The organism is Leifsonia sp. KNZ13-11D (assembly GCF_056754895.1).
In genome coordinates, this window is the sequence record NZ_JBPGWU010000001.1 from 2,987,094 (window position 1) to 3,007,208 (window position 20,115).

The window sequence follows — 20,115 nt, forward strand, 5'->3', positions numbered from 1 at the left end:
TCACCGGGTGCTGCGAATCGTCCTTCGACGTCCCCCACCGTGGGCCCCGCCGCTTCGCCGCCTGCGGTGACCTTCTTCGCGGGTCACGGGACGGCGGAGACGAGGAGGTTGTCGAAGCGGACGGTCACCGGTGCCGTCGCCGACGCCGAAAGGTAGGAGCTCAGACCGACCGCACCCCCGGCCTGCAGGCCGGCCGTCGAGTCGGTGGCGCTCGCCTGCCAGGAAGCAGGTTCGGCCTGCCCCGCGGCCCATACCTTCACCCGCACGGTCGTCGGGGACGCGCCCACGGCCTGGACGCGCACGGCGATCGACTGCCCTGGCGTGTAGGTCAGCCCCGCGACCGTGGCCGCTTGCACCGTGGTGCCGTTCACCATCAGCTGCGCCTGCACCGCTCCGCTCGCGCTGATCCACGCCCGGCCCGCGTAGGAGGACGAACCGGCCTGACGGCCGATCACGGAGACGAACGCGCCGCCACCGGTCGGCGCGACGTCCGTGGTGAAGGTGACGGTCGCGTCGGTCCGGGTGGATGCGACACCCCCCAGCGTCTCCGACTTCGTCGTCCCGGCCGGATCGTTCATCTGACCCGTCCCCGATGCGACGGAATAGGAGGACACGGTCCCGGCCGAGGTCCACGCCCCGCCGACCTCCGCCGAACCCCAGCCACCGGACACGGTGCGCTCGAACCCGTCCCTGGCCAGCGTCGATCCGGACGACGCCGCGACCGTCACCTGCCGGGAGGTGCTTGCGGTGGCGCCGGCATTGTCCCGCACCGTCAGAGTGATCGTGTACGTGCCCGCGGCCGCGTACGTGTGACCGGCGGTGGCCCCGCTGGCGGTGCCGCCATCGCCGAACGTCCACGAGTACGACGCGATGGTGCCGTCCGGGTCTGTCGATCCGCTGCCGTCCACCGAGACGGCGAGGGCATTGGTTCCGGCGACGAACGATGCTGTTGGCGGCTGGTTCGTGCCACCCCCGGCGATCGTGACGCGGTTGCCGACCCGCGAGATGCGATTGCCGTCGGGATCCGTCACGGTCAGCGTGTATGTGTGGCCGCTGCCGTTCGCCAGGCCCGTGTCCGTGAACGCCATCGACGGGCGGCTCCAGAACGTCGAGGTGCGCGTGGCCTGGAGGATCGGGTGCGCGGTGTCACCGTCGCGCGCCAGGGAGTAGGTGAGTGCGACGTTGTCCTGGTCGTAGGTCGCCTTCCAGGTGATCGAAGCCTGGCCGGCTGTGGCCGACGTCGCGGTCGGAGTCAGATCCGTGTTGTTGTTGGGACCCGTCGTGCTCCGGACCACAGTGTCGAAGGCGAACCGGGTGAGACCCTGCTGGGCCTTGCCGTTCACCGCCGGGAACTCGCCGCCCACGACCAGGTACCTGCTGTCGCCCGCCACGTTCCATCCCGCCTGGCTCTGGCCGGTGAAGGTGCCGACCTGCCAATCGGGGAACCAGTTCAGGAGCGTCGGCGACGGCTGACCCTTGAAGTTCGCGTAGCTCCGGTTGCCGTCGTTGGTCAGGGTCCCGGTGCGGGCCTTGGAGAACGCGAGGCTGTGATGGTGAGTGCGCGGACTGGTCTCGGGGAACCCGCCGACATTCCGGCAGTCGTGCGGATGGCCGACGAGGTACAGCGCATTGGCGATCGGCATGACCGAGTACGTGTCCCCGTGGCAGTCCTCCAGCCAGATCAGCGCCCCTGTCGTGGCGTCCGCCGAGAAGCTGCCCTCCAGGTTCCCGCCCGAACCGAAGACGTACCCCGAGCCGTACACCCGGTCCGCCGTGACGGCGATGGAGGTGATGCCCGCGTTGGCACCGGCATCCCGGACGACACTGTTCGCGGGGAAGGGCATAGCCGCGCCCGTCGACCCGCTCAGCATGGCGAGCCCGTAGTGCGAGGCGCCGTTGACGTTGGCGAACGATCCGCCGGCGTAGACACGGCTGCCGTCCGGGGTCACGCCGAGGGCGCTGACCACGTTGTCGGCGGATGCCGTCCACGAACCGATGACCGAACCGTTGGTGGGGTCCAGCTTCGCGAGGCGTGTCCGGCTGGTCCCGTTGACGCTCGTGAACGTCCCGCCGATGTATACCGCCGTGTTCGTCGCTGCGATCGCGCGCACCTGGCTGTCGATGGTGGGCCGGAAGGAGGCGATCGGCTGTCCGGTGGCCGTGCTGATGGCGACGATCCGGTAGTAGGTGGCACCGCCGGCGCTCGTGAAGTCGCCCCCGATGTAGACCCTCGACCCGTCAGGCGACGCGGCGACCGCGCGGGCCTGCGCATTCAGCGGCACATTGACCGTCGTGACGAGCGCTCCGGTCACGATGTTGTACGCGAGGAAGTTGCTGCGCGGGGTGGTGTTCACGCCGGCTGGTGAACCGGCCGGACGGGCGGTGCCGAACTTCCCGCCGACGTACACCGTGTCACCCACCACCGCCTGCGACCAGGCGACGCCGTCGATCTGCACTGTCGGCAGCGCGGTCGCACCGACCGTCGGCGGCGAGGCCGGATTGGTCGGATCGGGCGGCATCGTGTCCGCCGAGGAGGGCGCTGCCAGGGCCAGCGATGCTGCGATCAGCAGCAGCGCGGTCAGTAGCGCGGTGAGCGGGCCGAACGCGTACGCTCGACGGGATCGTGTCAATGCATTCATGACAGCCTCGGGCAGACTTGATAGATCCTCGACTTTTCGCCAGGCTACACCGGCTGCCACGAGAGTGCACGGGATAACACGTGCGGAAGTTCTGGAGCCGCCCAAGGGAATCGAACCCTTGACCTTCTCATTACGAGTGAGATGCTCTGCCGACTGAGCTAGGGCGGCGTGAGCCGGGCTTCCGCTCGGCGCACAGTCAGATAGCTTACCCGATCCTCGGCCCGGTCACGAACAGGGGCGCCGCGCCCGTCAGCGGACCTGGGCGCCGAGCGCCGAGAGCTGCTCGAAGGAACTGCGGAGCCTGTCGGACAGCGGTTCGACACCCCCGTGGTCCGCCCAGCAGGACCAGGCGTGCCGCATCCCGGCGAACGCGACGTACGTGACCAGCCGGGCACGCTGGTGCAGCGTCTCCGGGTCGTCGACGAGGGAGGGATCGTCGTGCGCGAGCCGGCGCTGCACCACGCCGCTGAGCGCATCCTCGAAGCTGTGCATGCTCGCCATGCGGAGGGCGAACAACTCCGGGTTGTCCTTGAGCAGCGCGCGGCGGAGGGTGTGGAGGCGCTGCATGTTCTGCGCGTCGGCCACGGTGTCGCTCCGGTCGCCGCCGTCGCCCACGCCGCTGTCGCCGATGTCGATCGCGGCGATGAGCAGCGTGCTGATGCCCTCGAGGATGGGCTCGTCGGGGCCTGCGGTGACGAAGCGCTCCACCGTCTCCGCGTCCGGGAGGTCGGGCAGCTCCCCGATGATCGCGGACTCCTTCGACGGGAAGTAGTTGAAGAACGTCCTCGGCGAGACGTTGGCCACATGGCTGATCTCATCGATGGTGACGCGGTCGAACCCGCGCTCCCCCGCGAGCTCGACCGCGGCGAGCTGGATGGCACGGCGGGTGGCGATGCGCTTGCGCTCGCGCAGTCCCAGCTCGCTCAGAGTGGTATCGGGGGCCGCAGACACGATCACGATTATTTCACTCTCTGCAAAATTGCACCACTCGTCAGCAGGTCTTCCCGGTCTCGGGGATCGTCCCCTTCACGAGGTAGTCGTCGACGGTGTTGTTCACGCACGAGTTGGACTTGTTGTACGCCGTGTGCCCTTCGCCCTTGTAGGTGAGGAGATGACCGTTCTGCAGTTCGGAGGCGAGGTTCTTCGCCCACACGTACGGCGTGGCCGGGTCGTTCGTGGTGCCGACGACGAGGATCGGCGCCGAGCCGTCCGCCGAGATGGGGCCGCGCTGACCGGTGGCCTTGTACGGCCAGTTCGCGCACCCGATGTCGCCGTACGCCATGTACGGTCCGATGACCGGGGCGGCCTTGGCCAGTTCGGCCGCCTGCTGGCGCATCAGGGCGGGATCGGCGTCGTAGGTGTAGTCGAGGCAGTTGATCGCGACGAACGCCTCGGTCGAGTTGTCCGCGTACGTGCCGTCCGCCGACCGGTTGTTATAGGTGTCGGCCAGGGTGAACGCCACCGATGCGCTCCCCTTCATCACTGATTCGAACAGCTTGTCCAGGTAGGACCACGCCGTCGCGTCGTACAGCGGCGTGATGATCGCGGTCACCAGGGTGTTCGCACCGAGCTCGCGCCCGTCGGAGTTCTGGATGGGGCTCTTCTCCACCGCGGCGAGCAGCTGAGCGACGGTGGACATCGCGTCGTCGACGGTCCCCGTGAACGGGCAGCCCTTCTGCGTGAGGCAGTTCTTCAGGTAGGCGCGCAGCGCACTCTCGAAGCCCTCGGCCTGCACCTCGGTGACCTCGAAGTTCGTGGCCGCCGGGTCGAGCGCCCCGTCGAGCACCAGCCGGCCCGTCTTGCCCGGGTACAGCCCCGCGTAGACGGCGCCCAGGTAGGTGCCGTAGGAGTAGCCGAGGTAGTTGAGCTTCGTGTCGCCGAGCGTGGCGCGCAGGAGGTCGAGATCGCGCGCGGCGCTCACCGTGTCGACCTTCGGCAGCGCAGCACCGGTGTTCTTCTGGCACGCCTCGCCGAAGTCCTTGGCGACGGTCGTGTTCTCGGCGATCCACTGGTCCGATCCACGGACCCCCGGCGTGATGCCGTAGAGGTACTGGTCCATCTGCTTCGCGTCGTAGCACTTGACCGCGGTCGACCGTCCGACGCCCCGCGGGTCGAAACCGACGATGTCGAAGTGCTCCTGCAGGGTGGCGTCGGCGACGTAGTCGACCGAATCCTTCACGAAGTCGAAGCCGGAGGCGCCGGGACCGCCGGGGTTCGTGAGGAGCGACCCTTGCTTTTTGCCCTTGGCCGGTTGGCGGATGAGAGCGAGTTGGATCTTGCCGGCGCCCGGGTCGTTCCAGTCGAGCGGAGCCTTCACCGTGGTGCACTGCTTGCCGCTGTCGCACGCGGTCCAGTGCAGCACCTGCGTGTAATACGGCTGGAGTGCCGCCGGGACCGTATCGGGCGCCGGCGTCGAGGTGGCCGGAGCCTTCGACGGCAGGAACCACGTCACGCATCCGGTCAACGTGAGGGCGACGATGGCCGCGACGGCCACGGCGACGGTGCGGACTGCACGACGGTCGCGCACGCCGCGTGCGCCCGGCCGGGTGGCCCCCGGCCGTCGGGTGCGGGTGATCACAGGTCGCTCCCCTTTCGCGCGTTCGCGCCGCGCAGGATCGTGGTCAGCATGGCCTCGAGCGCGAGGGCCGGGGCGACATTGCCGTCGATCCGCTCCCGGGCGGTGGCGACGGCATCCATCGCGGCGAGCGTAGCGGCCGGAGTCGTGTGGGTGCTGAGAGCGTCCACCTCGGTCCGCAGCTCCTGGTTGACCAGTTCGCTGCCGCTGCCGAGCTGGAGCATCATCACGTCGCGGTAGAGCGAGAGCAGGTCGACGAGGATGCGGTCGATGCCGTCCCGCAGGCTGCGGGTGGCGCGGCGCTTCTGGTCCTCCTCGAGCTGGCGCAGCTGCCCGCGGAGCGCGGGAGGGATGGTCCCTCCTGGCTCGATTCCGAGGGAGCGGAGCGCATGCTCGCGTTCCTCCGCGTCGCGCTCCTCCGTGATCGCCTTGGCGTCGGCGCCCGCGATCTCCAGCAGAGTGGCCGCAGCCTGCACGGCGTCGGAGACCGAGCGGATGCCGAGTGCGAGCTGCAGGGTCTGCTCCCGGCGCCGGCGGGCCTCCTCGTGCGTGGCGAGGCGGTGCGCCATCCCGATGTGGCTCTGCGCGTGGCGCGCGGCACGTTCGGCGGTCTCGGCGTCGACGCCGTCGCGCCGGCGGATGAGCTCGGCGACGTCGCCGACGCTGGGCACTCGAAGCCGCACGGTGCGGACGCGCGAGCGGATCGTGGGGAGCAGGTCGGCGTCGCTGGGTGCGCACAGGATCCATACGGTCCGGTCCGGCGGCTCTTCGAGTGCTTTCAGCAGGACGTTGGAGGTGCGCTCGGTCATGCGGTCGGCGTCCTCGATGACCATGACCCGGTATCGGCCTACCGAGGGCGCGAACTGCGAGCTGGCCACCAGCGAACGCACCTCGTCGATCGAGATGATGACGCGTTCGGTGCTGAGGACGGCGAGATCCGGGTGCGTGCGCGCCTCGACCTGGCGCCGGGTGGCGAGGTCGCCTTCCGGGGTGCCGGGGCTGAGCAGGGCGGTCGCGAACGCGTAGGCCAGGTTGGAGCGCCCGGACCCGGGTGGACCGGTGATCAGCCACGAGTGGGTCATGCCGCGGCCCGTCGCCGATCCGGTGGACGTGGGCGCGGCGGAGCCTTCCGCGGCGGCGCGGACGACCTCGATGGCCTCGTCCTGCCCCGTGAGCTCGTCCCACACCGTCATGCGTCCAGGCTAACCGTCACCGGGGACACGCTCGCACCGTCCTGCCGTCTGTCGCCCGGTCAGACCCGGTCGGCGAGGCGCTCGCGGATCTCCGTCGCGATCTCGTCGACGGGACGTGCGGCATCGACGACGAGGAACCGCTCGGGCTCCTCCTGGGCCAGCCGGAGGAAGGCCGCGCGCACGCGCGCGTGGAACTCGGAGCGCTCCGCCTCGAGCCGGTCGTATCGGGTGCGGGCGGTGTCGAGCCGCCCGCGCGCCGTCTGCTCGTCGAGATCGAGCAGGATGGTGAGATCCGGCAGCAGGCCCTCGGCGGCCCACAGGGAGAGGTCGCGGATCTCCCCCGCGTCGAGCACGCGGCCTGCGCCCTGGTACGCGACGGACGAGTCGATGTAGCGGTCCTGCAGCACGATCTCCCCGCGCGCGAGGGCGGGGCGGACCACCGTGGCGACATGGTGCGCCCGGTCGGCGGCGTACAGCAGGGCTTCGGCGCGCGGGGCGATGTCGCCGCGGTGGTGGAGGACGATCTCGCGGATCTCGACGCCCGCATCCGTCCCGCCCGGTTCGCGCGTGCGGACGACGGTGCGGCCACGACCGGTCAGCCACTCCTCGAGGAGGGCGGCCTGGGTGGACTTCCCCACGCCGTCCCCGCCCTCGAGTGTGATGAAGAGGCCGCCGCTCACTCGGCCGACTTCTTCGCTGCGGCCGGCTTCTTCGCGGCCGAGGCACGCGTCGTAGTCGTCTTGGCGGCCGTCGTCTTCGCGCCTGTGGTCTTCTTCGCGGTGGTGGTCTTGGCCGCGGTCGTCTTGGCCGCGGTCGTCTTGGCCGCGGTCGTCTTGGCCGCGGTCTTCCGCGCCGGTTTCTTGGCCGGACCCTTCGCACGCTTGTCGGCGAGCAGCTGGACGGCCCGGTCGAAGTCGACCTCGTCGACCGTCTCGCCCCGCGGAATGGTCGCGTTCGTCTCACCGTCGGTGACGTAGGCGCCGAAGCGACCGTCCTTGATGCGGATGGGCTTGCCGCTGACCGGGTCGGCGTCGAACTCCTTCAGGGCGCTCGAGGCTCGGCGGTTGCCGTACTTCGGCTGGGCGAAGAGCTCGAGCGCGCCGGGAAGGTCGACGTCGAAGATGTCATCCTCGCTCGGCAGCGAGCGGGTGTCGGTCCCCTTCTTCAGGTAGGGCCCGTAGCGCCCGTTCTGCGCCTGGATCTCGTCACCGGACTCCGGGTCCAGCCCGACCACCCGCGGGAGGTCGAGCAGCTTCAGCGCGGTGTCGAGGTCGATGGTCGCCAGGTCCATCGACTTGAACAGGGATGCGGTGCGCGGCTTCGCCGCTGCGGCCTTCTTGGTCTTCTTGGCCGGCTCCGCCACTTCGCCCGTGTTCGGGTCGACGGCTCCCTCTTCCTCGGGTTCGGCTTCGGTGACGTAGGGACCGAATCGGCCGTCCTTGGCCAGCACCAGCTTGCCGTTGTCCGGGTTGGTGCCGAGCACCCGGTCGGTCTGCACGGGCGCCTCGATGAGCTCATGCGCCTTCGCGGGCGTGAGTTCGTCGGGCGCGAGCTCCGGTGGGATGTTGACCCGCCGAGGGGCACCGTCCGGCCCCGCCGTGTCGTCCGCGACCTCCAGGTACGGACCGTACTTGCCGATCCGGAGTGTCACTCCGTCGTCGATCGCGATCGAGTTGATGCTGCGTGCGTCGATCTCGCCGAGGTTGTCGATGACCCGGCGGAGTCCCTTGTGCTTGCCGCTGCCGAAGTAGAAGCTGTTGAGCCAGTCGACTCGCTCCGCCTCGCCGTCGGCGATGCGGTCGAGGTCGTCCTCCATCTCGGCGGTGAAGTCGTACTGCACCAGGTCGCCGAAGTCGTCCTCCAGCAGGCGGACGACGGAGAACGCCACCCAGCTCGGGACCAGCGCCTGCCCGCGCTGCGTGACGTACCCGCGGTCGATGATGGTCGAGATGATGCTGGCGAACGTCGACGGCCGGCCGATGCCGAGCTCTTCGAGCGTCTTGACCAGACTGGCCTCGGTGTACCGCGGCGGAGGCGTGGTCTCGTGGCCGTCTGCCGCGACATCCTGGACGGTGAGCGGCTGCTTCTCGGTCAGCGGCGGAAGCTTCGCCTCGGCGGCGTCGGAGCTGTTGCGCTCCTCGTCCTTGCTCTCCTCGTAGGCGTTGAGGAAGCCGCGGAAGGTGATGACGGTGCCGCTCGCGGTGAACTCTGCGACGGTCCCGTCGAGCGGGCCCTCCGTGATGCGTGCCTCGACGGTCACGGAGGCCGTCTGCCCCTTCGCGTCGGCCATCTGCGAGGCCACGGTCCGCTTCCAGATCAGGTCGTAGAGCCGCAGCTCGGGACCGCGCAGCGAGCGCTCCAGCTCGGCCGGCGTACGGAAGGTCTCGCCCGATGGACGGATCGCCTCGTGGGCCTCCTGAGCGTTCTTGCTCTTCGACGCGTAGGTGCGCGGCTTGTCCGGGACGGTCTCGGGACCGTAGAGCTTCGCCGCCTGCGAGCGCGCCGCGTTCGTCGCCTGCTGCGAGAGCGAGGCGGAGTCGGTGCGCATATAGGTGATGTAGCCGTTCTCGTACAGCGACTGCGCGACGCTCATCGTCTGCCGGGCGGAGAACCGCAGCTTGCGGGCGGCTTCCTGCTGCAGCGTGGACGTGGTGAACGGCGCAGCCGGCCGGCGGGAGTACGGCTTGGAGTCGATCTTGGAGACCTGGACGTGCGTGCTCGTCTGTCGGATCGCGTCGGCCAGAGTCGTGGCGGACGCCTCATCGAGGGTCCGCGCCTCGGAGGTGAGCCGACCGTGATCGTCGAAATCGCGGCCCGTGGCCACCCGGGCCCCATCGAGCCGCGCAAGTCGCGCGTCGAAGGCGGTGGCGCCCTCGGGCGCGAGCTGAGCCGTGAGGCCCCAGTAGGACGCGGGCACGAAGGCGAGCCGCTCGCGCTCGCGATCGACGACGAGGCGGGTGGCGGCCGACTGCACACGGCCGGCCGAGAGCCCCGGACCGACCTTCCGCCACAGCACCGGCGAGACCTCGTATCCGTACAGGCGGTCGAGGATGCGCCGGGTCTCCTGGGCGTCGACCAGGGCGGTGTCGATCTCGCGGGTGTTGTCGCGCGCCTGCTCGATCGCCTCGCGGGTGATCTCGTGGAAGACCATCCGCTTGACCGGCACCTTCGGCTTCAGCACCTCGACCAGGTGCCACGCGATGGCTTCGCCTTCGCGGTCCTCATCCGTCGCGAGCAGGAGCTCGTCGGCGTTCTTGAGGGCGCGCTTGAGGTCGGCGACCGTCTTCTTCTTCTGATCGGAGACGACGTAGTAGGGCTCGAACTCGTTCTCGACGTCGACCGAGAACTTGCCCAGCGAGCCCTTTTTGAGCTCCGGGGGCAGGTTCTTGGGCTCGATGAGGTCGCGGATGTGCCCGACCGAGGCCATGACCTCGTAGCCGTCGCCGAGATACTGGGCGATCGACTTCACCTTGTTCGGAGACTCGACGATGACGAGTTTCTTCGTGTCAGGCACCTGACTCCTCTTAATATGCACACGCTGTGTCGTCCACAGCTGTCTGTGTCGTCCATGACCGGACCGGCGTTGCGAGCTCCCCCGCGGCGACGCTGTCCCCGTGCGGGGCCGGTCGTCCGACAGGCAAACCATACACACCTTCGCCGCTTGTCCGCCTAATCAGTCCCACGGCGTTCGCCCTGGGCGCAGGAGTGCGATCGGTCCAGGGACCGCCGCGTGGCGTCGTCGGCGACCTTTGCCACCGCCCTCCTCGGGAGGACAATGACGGTATGTCAACGACGACGATGTACACCGCCAAACTGATCGACGGCCCCTTGGAGGGGAAGACGATCTCCACCGGTTTCCTGGACTCCGGCGACGCCCGTCCACGCCTCGAGATCTCGGCGCCTGCCGGCTCGAAGCACTACCTCTATGTCCGCGCCTCCGGGGCCGAGGTGGAGTTCGCCTCCGACGACGGTCGGGGCTCGCAGCCGACCGCCGTCTCGTACCGCTACCTCGAGACGGTCTTCGACTGAGCGACGATCGGTCGCATCCAGCGCGCGGACGCCGGATCATCCACTCGGGCCCGGTCCGGCCCGGGCGGACGCTGTCGCGTCCCCACCGAGCCACGGGCTGACGACGGTCACGGTCACGGTCGCCCCCGATTGAGCACAGGACGCGACCGCCGAGCCGTTCGCCCGCGCGACGTCGGCCGCCTTCTCGCACGGGATACCCGGTGTCCGACCGGACACGGCGTCCGCCGCGACGAGCGCCGCCAGATCGGCAGCCGCCGCGGCTCGTGCGTGAGCGGACGCAGCGCCCACCACGGTGAGCGCCCCCACCGCGACGGTCAGCAGGGCGGCGACGGTCCCGATCGCCAGAATGCTGCCGGAGCCGCGCTCGGACCCGCCGATCCGATGGACTCGTCGAGAGCGCATGCGCGCGCCACGAGCCGCAAGCCGAGCCTGGCCAGCACAGTGTCGGCCGAATCGCTCAGGGTCACGCATACCATTTCTCCTTCCTGGTCGATCGATCGACCGGTCCCCTCCGCCCCGACGGCGCCGGGATCGTCGCCGCGGCCCGCGAGCCGCGCGGCAGCCGCCGCAGTGCCCGCGAGCGCTGCGTAGCGGGCGCCGCCGAACACCGCGCCGAGGCACAACGCGAGGCACACGATCACCGCCGGCAGGGCGACAACGAACTCCGCCGTGACGCTTCCCCGCTCACCCTCCGGCGAGCGCATGATGCACCAGATCCGACAGGATCGCCTTCACCTCGTCGCCCTTGAGCAGCGCGACCAGCACACCGGCGAATCCGACGGCCGCCAGGATCGTGATCGCGTACTCTGCCGTCGCCGCGCCGCGGTCGCCCGCAAGGCGTCGTCGTAGCCGCGCGAGTGCTGACGTGAATACGCCGATGGAATGTCTGACCATGGGACGCTCCTTTCTCGTGGATCCCCTGAATCCCTCGTGTTCCCATCCTTGGACCGCATCGCGCCCGGCGGCCGGGCTCTCGCCGATCTGTGGAGAGTTCACTGGAGCACCGCCGTTGTGGAGGAGACCAGCGAGAGCAGCAGAGGGACGACCGCCAGCAGGAGGAAGCTGGGGAGCACGCACACGCCGAGCGGCAGCATCAGCCGCACACCGAGCGCGGCAGCGGCGCGCCGCCCGTCAGCGCGGGCCGTCCGCCGTCGCTGCCGAGCCGAAGCGGTCAAGAGCTCGACCGCGGGGGCTCCAGCGGATTCCGCCAGCCGAAGGATGCGGAGAACGGGACCGTCGTCGCCCCAGGACAACCCCGCGGCTCGTGCCGCCCGCTGAGCGGCGCCGAACGATGCATGGACCGACGACCCGCCGGAGAGCCCGACCGCGACGAGTTCCTCGGCCAGGCCGGGCATCGGCCCCCGACGCAGCGCGCGACGGACGAGCCGACGCATCCACCAGCGGCCCAGCAGCATGAGCGCTGCCCCGGCGGCGAGCACGGATGCACCGGGACCGTTGGCGACCGCTGCAGCGAGATCGGTTCCGAGCGCGACGGCGAGCATCGCCCCACCCGCAGGCAGCCAGGACATCAGCCGCGCGGTCGCCCGGGGACCGCTGAGTGCGACCTCCGCCTCGCGTTCGGCCTCGGCGACCTCTCGCATCGACTCGGCGACCACTCTCAGCACATGGCCCAGCGGAGCACCGGCGTCCTCCGCCACGCGCCAGGCGGCGGCGACGACCCGAAGGTCGTCCGACGTGGCTGCGCGAGCGAGCGCCCGCGCACACGACGGGTCGGTCTCGAGCGTCGACGCCACCGCGGCCGCGACGGGATGCCCGCCCTGCTCGGCCACCGCCTCCCACGCTGTCCGCGGCGACAGCCCCGCGTCGAGCAGGACCGCGACCGCCTCGACGACCGCCGCGACCGCGTCCGCGTGCCGGCCCGGCCTCTCGCTCCGCGATATGGCCCCGCGCCGCGCGGGCGCCTCCTGCCGCGGCGGCGCCTCGCGCCGCGTCACGCGGACCTCCCGTCCCGCGGCGTCCGCTCGATGACCAACCGGCCATCGGCATCCGTGCCGAGGCGCCCGAAGCCCGCGAGCCGCCGCGTCCCCTCGGCGCGTTCCAGGTGCACGACCAGTCCGATCGCGCTGACCGCCTGCCGCGCCAGTGCCCGGTCGCCCAGTCCGGCCAGTGCCCCCAGCGCCTCCAACCGCGCCGGTACGTCCTCCAGTGAGTTGGCGTGCAACGTGCCCGCACCCCCGTCGTGACCGGTGTTCAGGGCGCCGAGCAGGTCGCGCACCTCCTCGCCTCGGCATTCGCCGAGCACCAGCCGATCGGGGCGCATCCGCAGGGCTTCCCGCACCAGTCGTCGCAGGTCGACCCCGCCGACGCCCTCGAGATTCGGCTGCCGCGTCTCCAGACCGACGACATGCGGATGCGGGATGCGGAGCTCGGCGACATCCTCGATCACCACGATGCGCTCGGTCGGCGGGGCGTTCGCCAGCAGCGCGGCCAGCAGCGTGGTCTTGCCCGCTCCCCCGGCTCCCGTGATGAGCAGGTTGATGCGGGCCTCGACCGCACGCAGGAGCAGAGCGCCGTCGTTTTGCGACAGCGTGCCGGCTTCCACCAGGTCGGTCAGCGTCGGCTGATGACGGGCCGGGATGCGGATCGACAACAGCGCTCCGCCCGTCGACACCGGAGGCAGGACGGCGTGAACGCGCACCCCACCGCGGAGCCGGACATCGACGAAGGGCGAGGCTTCGTCGAGATGCCGGCCCCCGGCGGCGACCAGCCGTACCGCGAGCTCGCGAGCGCCGGCCCGGTCGGTACGCCAGCCCTGCTCGCGCCGGAGGCCGTGGGGTGGGCCGTCGCTCCAGAGCTCCCCGTCGCCCAGGACGAACAGATCGCTCACTCCGGGGCGGAGGAGGTACGGAGCGAGCGGGCCGAACGTGCGCCAGAGCCCCGGCTCGCTCTCGGTCGGGGATGCCTCGACCCGAGGAGATGCCCCGGCCCGAGGAGATGCCCCGGCCCGAGGAGATGCCCCGGCCCGAGAGATCGCCTCGGCCCGAGAGAATGCGTCAGTCGTCATGACTCGACGTTAGGCAACCGGACCGCTCCTGCCACCGCAATCCGTCCGATCCGTGGACAACAGCGTCCGGAGCCGATCGGTGGACGAACAACCGGAGTGCGCACGGCGGTTCAAAACGGCGGTTAAAAGGGGGGGCCGCACCTATTGGGGGGAACAGGTGCGGCCACTGCGGCGCAGGATTGGGGGGAATCGATTGCGCCGCACGCACGAATTTACATTCGGCCGGGCACCAGTTTACGCAGAATCGATGCAAACGCAAGTCTCCTGCAGGCGCCTCCCCGCCAGGTTGTAGAGTCAGGCATTGTCGCGCCACGACCGTTTCGACCGCATCGCAAAGGAGCGAAGAGCCTCCCCATGAGCAACACCATCGACAACCTGCTCCACGAAGCCCGCCGATTCCCGCCGACCGAGGAGTTCGCCGCGCAGGCGATCGCCGATGCCGGCCTCTACGAGCGCGCCGCCGAAGACCGCCTCGGCTTCTGGGCGGACCAGTCGCGCGAGCTCCTCCACTGGCACACCCCGTTCACGCGCACCCTCGACTGGAGCGAGCCCCCGTTCGCCAAATGGTTCGGCGACGGCGAGCTCAATGTGGCCTTCAACTGCCTCGACCGGCACGTGCTCGCGGGCAACGGCGATCGGGTCGCGATCCACTGGGAGGGCGAACCGGGCGACACCCGCACCATCACCTACGCCGAGCTCACCGCGGAGGTGAAGAAGGCAGCCAACCTGCTGACCAGCCTCGGCATCCGCGCCGGCGATCGCGTCGCGATCTACCTCCCGATGATCCCCGAGGCCGTCGTGGCGATGCTCGCGGTCGCGCGCATCGGTGCCATCCACTCCGTCGTCTTCGGCGGCTTCAGCGCCGAGAGCCTACGGTCGCGCATCGACGACGCCGAGGCGAAGCTGGTCATCACGGCGGACGGCGGCTGGCGCAAGGGCCGTGTCTTCCCCTTGAAGGATGCGGTGGATGCGGCGCTCACCGGCGACGCGAGCACCGTCGAGCACGTGCTCGTCGTGAAGCGCGGCGAGAACGAGGTGGCGTGGACCGAGGGCCGCGACCTCTGGTGGCACGACGAGCTCGCGCTGGTCGACGCCGACCACGTGGCGAAGGCGTTCCCGGCCGAGCAGCCTTTGTTCATCCTGTACACCTCCGGCACCACGGGCAAGCCCAAGGGCATCCTGCACACTTCCGGCGGCTACCTCACGCAGGCGGCGTTCACGCACAAGAACGTCTTCGACCTGCATCCCGAGTCGGATGTGTACTGGTGCAGCGCCGACGTGGGCTGGATCACCGGGCACACCTACGTCGTGTACGGACCTCTCGCGAACGGCGCCACCCAGGTGATGTACGAGGGGACCCCCGATACGCCGCACCCGGGCCGGTGGTGGGAGCTGATCGAGAAGTACGGCGTCTCCATCTTCTACACCGCGCCCACGGCCATCCGCTCGTTCATGAAGCTGGGGCGCCAGCACCCGCAGAATTTCGACCTGAGCAGCCTGCGCGTGCTCGGATCGGTCGGCGAACCGATCAACCCCCAGGCGTGGATGTGGTACCGGGAGGTCATCGGCGGCGACGCGACCCCGATCGTCGACACATGGTGGCAGACGGAGACGGGCGCGATCATGATCTCGGCGCTCCCCGGGGTCACCACGCTGAAGCCCGGAAGCGCGCAGGTGCCGCTCCCCGGCATCTCCGTCGACATCCTCGACGAGACGGGCACGCCTGTCGGCAAGGACCAGGGCGGCCTGCTGGTCGTCACGGAGCCCTGGCCGAGCATGCTCCGCGGCATCTGGGGCGACCCCGACCGCTTCCGGGAGACGTACTGGTCGAAGTTCGGCGACAAGTACTTCGCCGGCGACGGCGCGCGGTACGACAAGGACGGCGACATCTGGCTCCTGGGCCGCGTCGACGATGTCATGAACGTGTCCGGTCACCGCCTCTCGACCGCGGAGATCGAGTCGGCCCTGGTGGCGCATCCGTTCACGGCGGAGGCCGCCGTGGTCGGCGCCGCCGACGAGACCACCGGTCAGGCCGTCGTCGCGTTCGTCATCATCAAGCAGAACCAGCTCGAGCAGGCCGAGGCTCTGGATGTGGCGGCCGAGCTGCGCAAGCATGTCGCCGAGCAGATCGGCGCCATCGCTCGGCCCCGCGACATCTTCATCGTTTCGGAGCTTCCGAAGACCCGGTCGGGCAAGATCATGCGGCGCCTGTTGCGCGACGTGGCCGAGGGCCGCGAGGTCGGCGACACGACGACGCTGGCGGACACCGCGGTGATGAGCTCGATCCAGGCCAAGCTGTCCTGAATCCGGCCGCACGACGAAGGGGCGGTGCCGTGCGGCACCGCCCCTTCGTGCATCCGGACCGGGGTCAGTCGACGGCGAGGATGAGCTCCACCTCGACCGGCGAGTCCAGCGGCAGAACCGCGACTCCCACCGCGGAGCGTGCGTGGACACCCGCGTCGCCGAAGATCTCGCCGAGCACCTCCGACGCCCCGTTGACGACACCGGGCTGACCGGTGAAGGCGGGGTCGGAGGCTACGAAGCCGACGACCTTGACCACGCGGCGCACCCGGTCGAGCGAGCCGAGCACGCTCTTCGCGGCGGCGAGCGCGTTGAGCGCGCACGTGCGCGCGTACTCCTTGGCGTCCGCGGCGGGGACGAGCCCGTGGCCGTCGCCGACCTTGCCGGTCGCGGGCAGCGCTCCGGCCACCATCGGCAGCTGGCCGGACGTGTAGACGTACTGCCCGTCGAGCACGGCCGGCGTGTACGCGGCGACCGGCGGCACGACGGCGGGGAGCTCGATCCCGAGTTGCGCGAGGCGCGCTTCCACGTCTGCCATCAGGCCTGCTCCTCACCCTGCAGAGGACGCTTCAGGTAGGCGACGAGGCCGCCCTCCGGACCGGTCACCACCTGCACCAGCTCCCATCCCTCGGACCCCCAGTTGTTCAGGATCGCGGCGGTGTTGTGGATCATCAGCGGGGTGGTCAGGTACTCCCAGCGCGGCATCGTGCTCCTCGTGTTGTGGGGTTTTCGCAGGTTCATCACCTAGCCTGATCCTATGTCTGCGCAAAAACCACAGGCTAGAGGTGTGCTCGGTGCCGCCGGTGCCTTCATCGGCATGAGCGTCGTGGCCGGTCTTCTGGTCACCGCCGCCGTCACGCCCGCGATCGCGGTCACGGGGATGGCCGCGAACAACAGTATCGGCGTGTTCGAGGGGCTCCCCGAATACCTCAACGTCGACCAGCTCGCCCAGCCGACCACCATCTACGCCAAGAACGGCGATCAGGATGTGCCGCTGGCGACCTTCTACTCCCAGAACCGCCTTCCGGTGGGCTTCAACCAGATCTCGCAGGCTGCGAAGGATGCGGCGATCGCGGGTGAGGACCCGCGCTTCTACAGTCACGGCGGTGTCGACATCCAGGGCACCGTGCGCGGTGTGCTCTCCACGGTCGCCGGTGGCGGCGTCCAGGGCGGTTCCTCGATCACCCAGCAGTATGTGAAGAACGTGCTGCTGCAGAAGTGCGAGGCGCTCCCCGTCAAGACCAAGGAGCAGAAGACCAAGTACCAGGAGTGCGTCACCGATTCCACCGGTGTCTCCCCGGACCGCAAGGTCAAGGAGATGAAGTACGCGATCGGGATCGAGAAGAAGTACACCAAGGACCAGATCCTGGTCGGCTACCTGAACATCGCCGGTTTCGGCGGAACGGTCTACGGCATCGAGGCCGCCGCGAGGTACTACTACAACACGACCGCCGCAGCCCTCACTCCCGCGCAGGCGGCCAGCCTGGTGGCGATCGTGAACGAGCCGACCAGCTTGAAGATCGACGACCCGGAGTCGAAGACCAACGGCGCCGCGAACGGGTACGCGAAGAACAAGGACCGCCGCGACTACATCCTGGGCAAGATGTACCAGTACAAGCGGCTGACGAAGGCGCAGTACGAGGAAGCGGTCAAGACCCCGATCCAGCCGGTGATCACCCCGTCGGTGCGCGGATGCCAGACGGCCGGCGGTTCCGCCTACTTCTGCGACTACGTCCAGAAGACCATCCTGAACGACCCCACCTTCGGCGCCGACGAGGACACCCGCGCATCCAACTTCAACCGCGGCGGCTACAAGATCTACACCAGCCTCGACCTGCAGCTGCAGCAGGTCGCGGAGTCGACCATCGCCTCCTACGTGCCCCCGTCGTACTCGCGAGCGGACATCGGCGGCGTGCTCACCGGCGTCCAGCCGGGCACCGGGCGCGTGCTGTACATGGCGCAGAACAAGAAGTACAGCCAGGACCCGGATGTGCTGAACACCAGCACGGACTACTCCTCGGTCAACCTGGCCACCGATCAGAAGTACGGCGGCTCCGGCGGCTTCCAGGTCGGCTCGACCTACAAGGTGTTCACCCTCGCCGAGTGGCTCAAGCAGGGGCACGCCCTCAACGAGTCGGTGAACGCGAACATCCGCACCTACCGGTCGTTCAAGGACTCCTGCACCGGCGGGTGGAGCGGCACCTACACGCCGCAGAACGACTCGCCGGGTGAGACGGGCATCCGCAACGCGCAGAGCGCCACGACCCTCTCCATCAACACGGCCTTCATCTCGATGGCCAGCCAGCTGGACCTGTGCGAGATCAAGAAGGACGCCGAAGCGTTCGGGGTCCACACCGCCAAGGGCGAGCCGCTGGACACCAACCCGTCGGCTGTGCTCGGCACGAACTACATCGCCCCGCTCACCATGGCGACCGCCTTCGCGGGCATCGCGAACAACGGCATGACCTGCACGCCGATCGTGATCGACAAGATCGTGGATGCGAGCGGCAAGGACGTGAAGCCCCCGGCGAGCACCTGCACCCAGTCCGTCGACCCGGCTGTGGCGAACACCATGGCGAAGGCGCTGAAGGGCCCGCTGCAGGGCGGCGGAACCGCCTCGGGCATGAACACGACCGGCAAGGACATGCTGGGCAAGACCGGCACCACCGAGTACAACGACCAGCTGTGGCTCGTCGCGGCGACCACCAAGGTCGCCGGCGCGTACTGGGTGGGCAACATCCAGGGTCACGTCGATTTCCGCAAGGTCTACCCGACGCACGGCACCTCCCCCGCCAGCGCGCGCGTGGCCGTGATGCGCACCATGATGAAGGCGGCGGTCGACAAGTACGGCGGGGACGACTTCCCCACCCCGCCGAGCAAGCTGACGCAGGGCATCCAGGTGGCGGTCCCCGACCTCACCGGCAAGACGCCCGACGAGGCGAAGTCCATCCTGACCGGCCTGGGTCTCGACTCGGCCGACGGCGGACCGCAGGATTCGGCCGCCCCGGCCGGGACCGTCGCATCGACCAACCCGCCCGCCGGGTCGCAGGTGGGCAAGGGCAGCGTCATCACGCTCTTCACCAGCAACGGCAGCCTCGTCGCGGTGCCGAACGTCGTCGGGCAGAAGTTCTCCGATGCCGCCGTGGCTCTCCAAGCGGCCGGTTTCACCGCGAAGAGCGCGGGTGGGAACAACCCCAACGGCATCGTCCAGGCCCAGGACCCGGCTGCCGGGACGCCCGCGAAGCCGGGCACCGCGGTCACGCTGGCCCTCGCCGCGGCCGGCCCGAGCACGCCGCCGACTCCGGGCGCCGGCGGCTAGTGGCGCGCCGAGCTCTGCGTCCCGCGGCGTCCGCCCTCGGCCTTCTGGCCGGGGCGGGCGCCGCGGCGTTGGCCTACGGATCCCTCATCGAGCGCCGCGCGTACGTGCTCCGCGAGGTCAGCGTGCCGGTGCTGCCGGCTGGGGCGCAGCCCATCCGGGTGCTCCATCTCTCCGACCTGCACATGGCGCCGTGGCAGCGCGACAAGCAGGAGTGGATCCGCTCGCTCGCCCAGCTGAAGCCCGACCTGATCGTCGAGACCGGCGACGTGCTCGGTCACGCCGACGCGCTGGAAGGCGTGCGAACGGCGTACGCGGGCTTCCAGGGCATCCCCGGAGTGTTCGTGCACGGCTCCAACGACTACTTCGGCCCCCAGGCGAAGAACCCGCTCAAGTACTTCCTCGGCCCGTCGTCGAAGCGGAAGTCGCCGACGGCGGCCCGGCTGGACACGCCGGCGCTGACGGCGTTCTTCCGCGATCTGGGCTGGGTCGACCTCGACAACCGCGCCGCCGCGATGGAGGTGCGCGGCACGCACCTCGAGTTCTTCGGTGTGAACGACCCGCACATCCGGTACGACCGCGTGGAGGCCATCCCCGGCGCGCTCGACGAGTTGCGTGAGAACGATCCGTTCTCCGACGACAACACGTGGCCGGACGAGGGCCCCCGCTCGGAGCGTCAGGCGGTCACGATCGGCGTGACGCACTCGCCCTACCGCCGTGTCCTCGACGCGTTCGTGACGTACGGCGCCGCCATGATCTTCGCCGGGCACACGCACGGCGGGCAGGTCTGCGTTCCCGGCTTCGGCGCGCTGGTCACGAACTGCGACATCCCCCGGTCGCAGGTCAAGGGACTGAGCGTGTGGCGTCACGCCTTCCGCTCCGCCTACCTCAACGTCTCGGCGGGACTCGGCACCTCGATCTACGCGCCCGTGCGTTTCGCGTGCCGTCCGGAAGCGACGCTGATCACTCTCACCGCCGCGCCGTAGCCTGTGTGCGGGCGGGGCCCGTGGTCATGAGCACCGCCCCGCTCGTGTATC

The 20,115-nt window shown here is 69.7% G+C and carries 16 protein-coding genes and 1 tRNA gene; 4 read left to right on the forward strand and 13 right to left on the reverse strand.

Annotated features, from left to right (window positions below; genetic code table 11):
* Nucleotides 1-83 precede the first annotated feature (83 nt).
* From ACR9Y5_RS14710 to topA, 7 genes are all read right to left on the reverse strand, one after another.
* A complete protein-coding gene (locus ACR9Y5_RS14710) occupies nt 84-2,639 on the reverse strand; it encodes a PKD domain-containing protein (RefSeq protein ID WP_481298640.1) in 2,556 nt (851 codons plus the stop codon).
* Nucleotides 2,640-2,731: 92 nt separating this feature from the next.
* Nucleotides 2,732-2,807 (reverse strand) — tRNA-Thr (locus tag ACR9Y5_RS14715).
* An 81-nt stretch (nt 2,808-2,888) separates the two neighbouring features.
* Nucleotides 2,889-3,590 (reverse strand): TetR family transcriptional regulator, encoded by a 702-nt coding sequence (locus ACR9Y5_RS14720; protein ID WP_481298641.1) that lies wholly within the window; start codon nt 3,588-3,590, stop codon nt 2,889-2,891.
* 40 nt (nt 3,591-3,630) lie between these two features.
* Complete coding sequence (locus ACR9Y5_RS14725; protein ID WP_481298642.1) at nt 3,631-5,217, reverse strand: alpha/beta hydrolase; 1,587 nt, start codon at nt 5,215-5,217, stop codon at nt 3,631-3,633.
* Complete coding sequence (locus ACR9Y5_RS14730; protein WP_481298643.1) at nt 5,214-6,407, reverse strand: DNA polymerase III subunit delta'; 1,194 nt, start codon at nt 6,405-6,407, stop codon at nt 5,214-5,216. Before ACR9Y5_RS14730 ends, ACR9Y5_RS14725 begins: the two co-directional genes overlap by 4 nt.
* A 59-nt stretch (nt 6,408-6,466) precedes the next feature.
* A complete protein-coding gene (gene tmk, locus ACR9Y5_RS14735; RefSeq protein WP_481298644.1) occupies nt 6,467-7,087 on the reverse strand; it encodes a dTMP kinase in 621 nt (206 codons plus the stop codon).
* Nucleotides 7,084-9,921, reverse strand: a complete 2,838-nt coding sequence (gene topA / locus ACR9Y5_RS14740; protein ID WP_481298645.1) for a type I DNA topoisomerase — start codon at nt 9,919-9,921, stop codon at nt 7,084-7,086. The genes tmk and topA overlap by 4 nt, the downstream gene beginning before the upstream one ends.
* Nucleotides 9,922-10,190: 269 nt before the next feature.
* On the opposite strand from topA, the gene ACR9Y5_RS14745 reads away from it, so the two are divergent.
* Nucleotides 10,191-10,436, forward strand: coding sequence for a hypothetical protein (locus tag ACR9Y5_RS14745; protein WP_481298646.1), 246 nt, complete (start codon nt 10,191-10,193; stop codon nt 10,434-10,436).
* Nucleotides 10,437-10,472: 36 nt separating this feature from the next.
* On the opposite strand, the gene ACR9Y5_RS14750 is transcribed toward ACR9Y5_RS14745, so the two are convergent.
* The 4 genes from ACR9Y5_RS14750 to ACR9Y5_RS14765 all read right to left on the reverse strand — a co-directional run bounded on the left by ACR9Y5_RS14750 (nt 10,473) and on the right by ACR9Y5_RS14765 (nt 13,284).
* Nucleotides 10,473-10,838 carry an Rv3654c family TadE-like protein gene (locus tag ACR9Y5_RS14750; RefSeq protein ID WP_481298647.1) on the reverse strand — a complete coding sequence of 122 codons (366 nt, stop codon included), beginning with the start codon at nt 10,836-10,838 and terminating at the stop codon, nt 10,473-10,475.
* Between the two features lie 282 nt (nt 10,839-11,120).
* On the reverse strand, nt 11,121-11,330 hold the full coding sequence (locus tag ACR9Y5_RS14755) for a DUF4244 domain-containing protein (protein ID WP_481298648.1): 210 nt from the start codon (nt 11,328-11,330) through the stop codon (nt 11,121-11,123).
* A 98-nt stretch (nt 11,331-11,428) separates the two neighbouring features.
* Nucleotides 11,429-12,391, reverse strand: coding sequence for a type II secretion system F family protein (locus ACR9Y5_RS14760; RefSeq protein WP_481298649.1), 963 nt, complete (start codon nt 12,389-12,391; stop codon nt 11,429-11,431).
* A complete protein-coding gene (locus ACR9Y5_RS14765) occupies nt 12,388-13,284 on the reverse strand; it encodes a TadA family conjugal transfer-associated ATPase (RefSeq protein ID WP_481298650.1) in 897 nt (298 codons plus the stop codon). The genes ACR9Y5_RS14760 and ACR9Y5_RS14765 overlap by 4 nt, the downstream gene beginning before the upstream one ends.
* A gap of 531 nt (nt 13,285-13,815) precedes the next feature.
* Here ACR9Y5_RS14765 and acs point away from each other — a divergent pair.
* Nucleotides 13,816-15,765, forward strand: a complete 1,950-nt coding sequence (gene acs / locus ACR9Y5_RS14770; RefSeq protein WP_481298651.1) for an acetate--CoA ligase — start codon at nt 13,816-13,818, stop codon at nt 15,763-15,765.
* A 64-nt stretch (nt 15,766-15,829) separates the two neighbouring features.
* Here the strand turns inward: acs and ACR9Y5_RS14775 are convergent, their stop codons facing one another.
* Nucleotides 15,830-16,300 carry a RidA family protein gene (locus ACR9Y5_RS14775; protein WP_481298652.1) on the reverse strand — a complete coding sequence of 157 codons (471 nt, stop codon included), beginning with the start codon at nt 16,298-16,300 and terminating at the stop codon, nt 15,830-15,832.
* Nucleotides 16,300-16,467: a Sp36 family protein gene (gene sp36 / locus ACR9Y5_RS14780; protein ID WP_310134432.1), complete on the reverse strand. Its 168-nt coding sequence runs from the start codon at nt 16,465-16,467 to the stop codon at nt 16,300-16,302. The genes ACR9Y5_RS14775 and sp36 overlap by 1 nt, the downstream gene beginning before the upstream one ends.
* A 52-nt stretch (nt 16,468-16,519) precedes the next feature.
* Between sp36 and ACR9Y5_RS14785 the strand changes: the two genes are divergently transcribed.
* Both ACR9Y5_RS14785 and ACR9Y5_RS14790 read left to right on the forward strand, forming a co-directional pair.
* Nucleotides 16,520-19,081, forward strand: a complete 2,562-nt coding sequence (locus ACR9Y5_RS14785) for a transglycosylase domain-containing protein (RefSeq protein ID WP_481298653.1) — start codon at nt 16,520-16,522, stop codon at nt 19,079-19,081.
* Complete coding sequence (locus ACR9Y5_RS14790; RefSeq protein ID WP_481298654.1) at nt 19,081-20,064, forward strand: metallophosphoesterase; 984 nt, start codon at nt 19,081-19,083, stop codon at nt 20,062-20,064. The genes ACR9Y5_RS14785 and ACR9Y5_RS14790 overlap by 1 nt, the downstream gene beginning before the upstream one ends.
* The last annotated feature ends 51 nt before the right edge of the window (nt 20,065-20,115 follow it).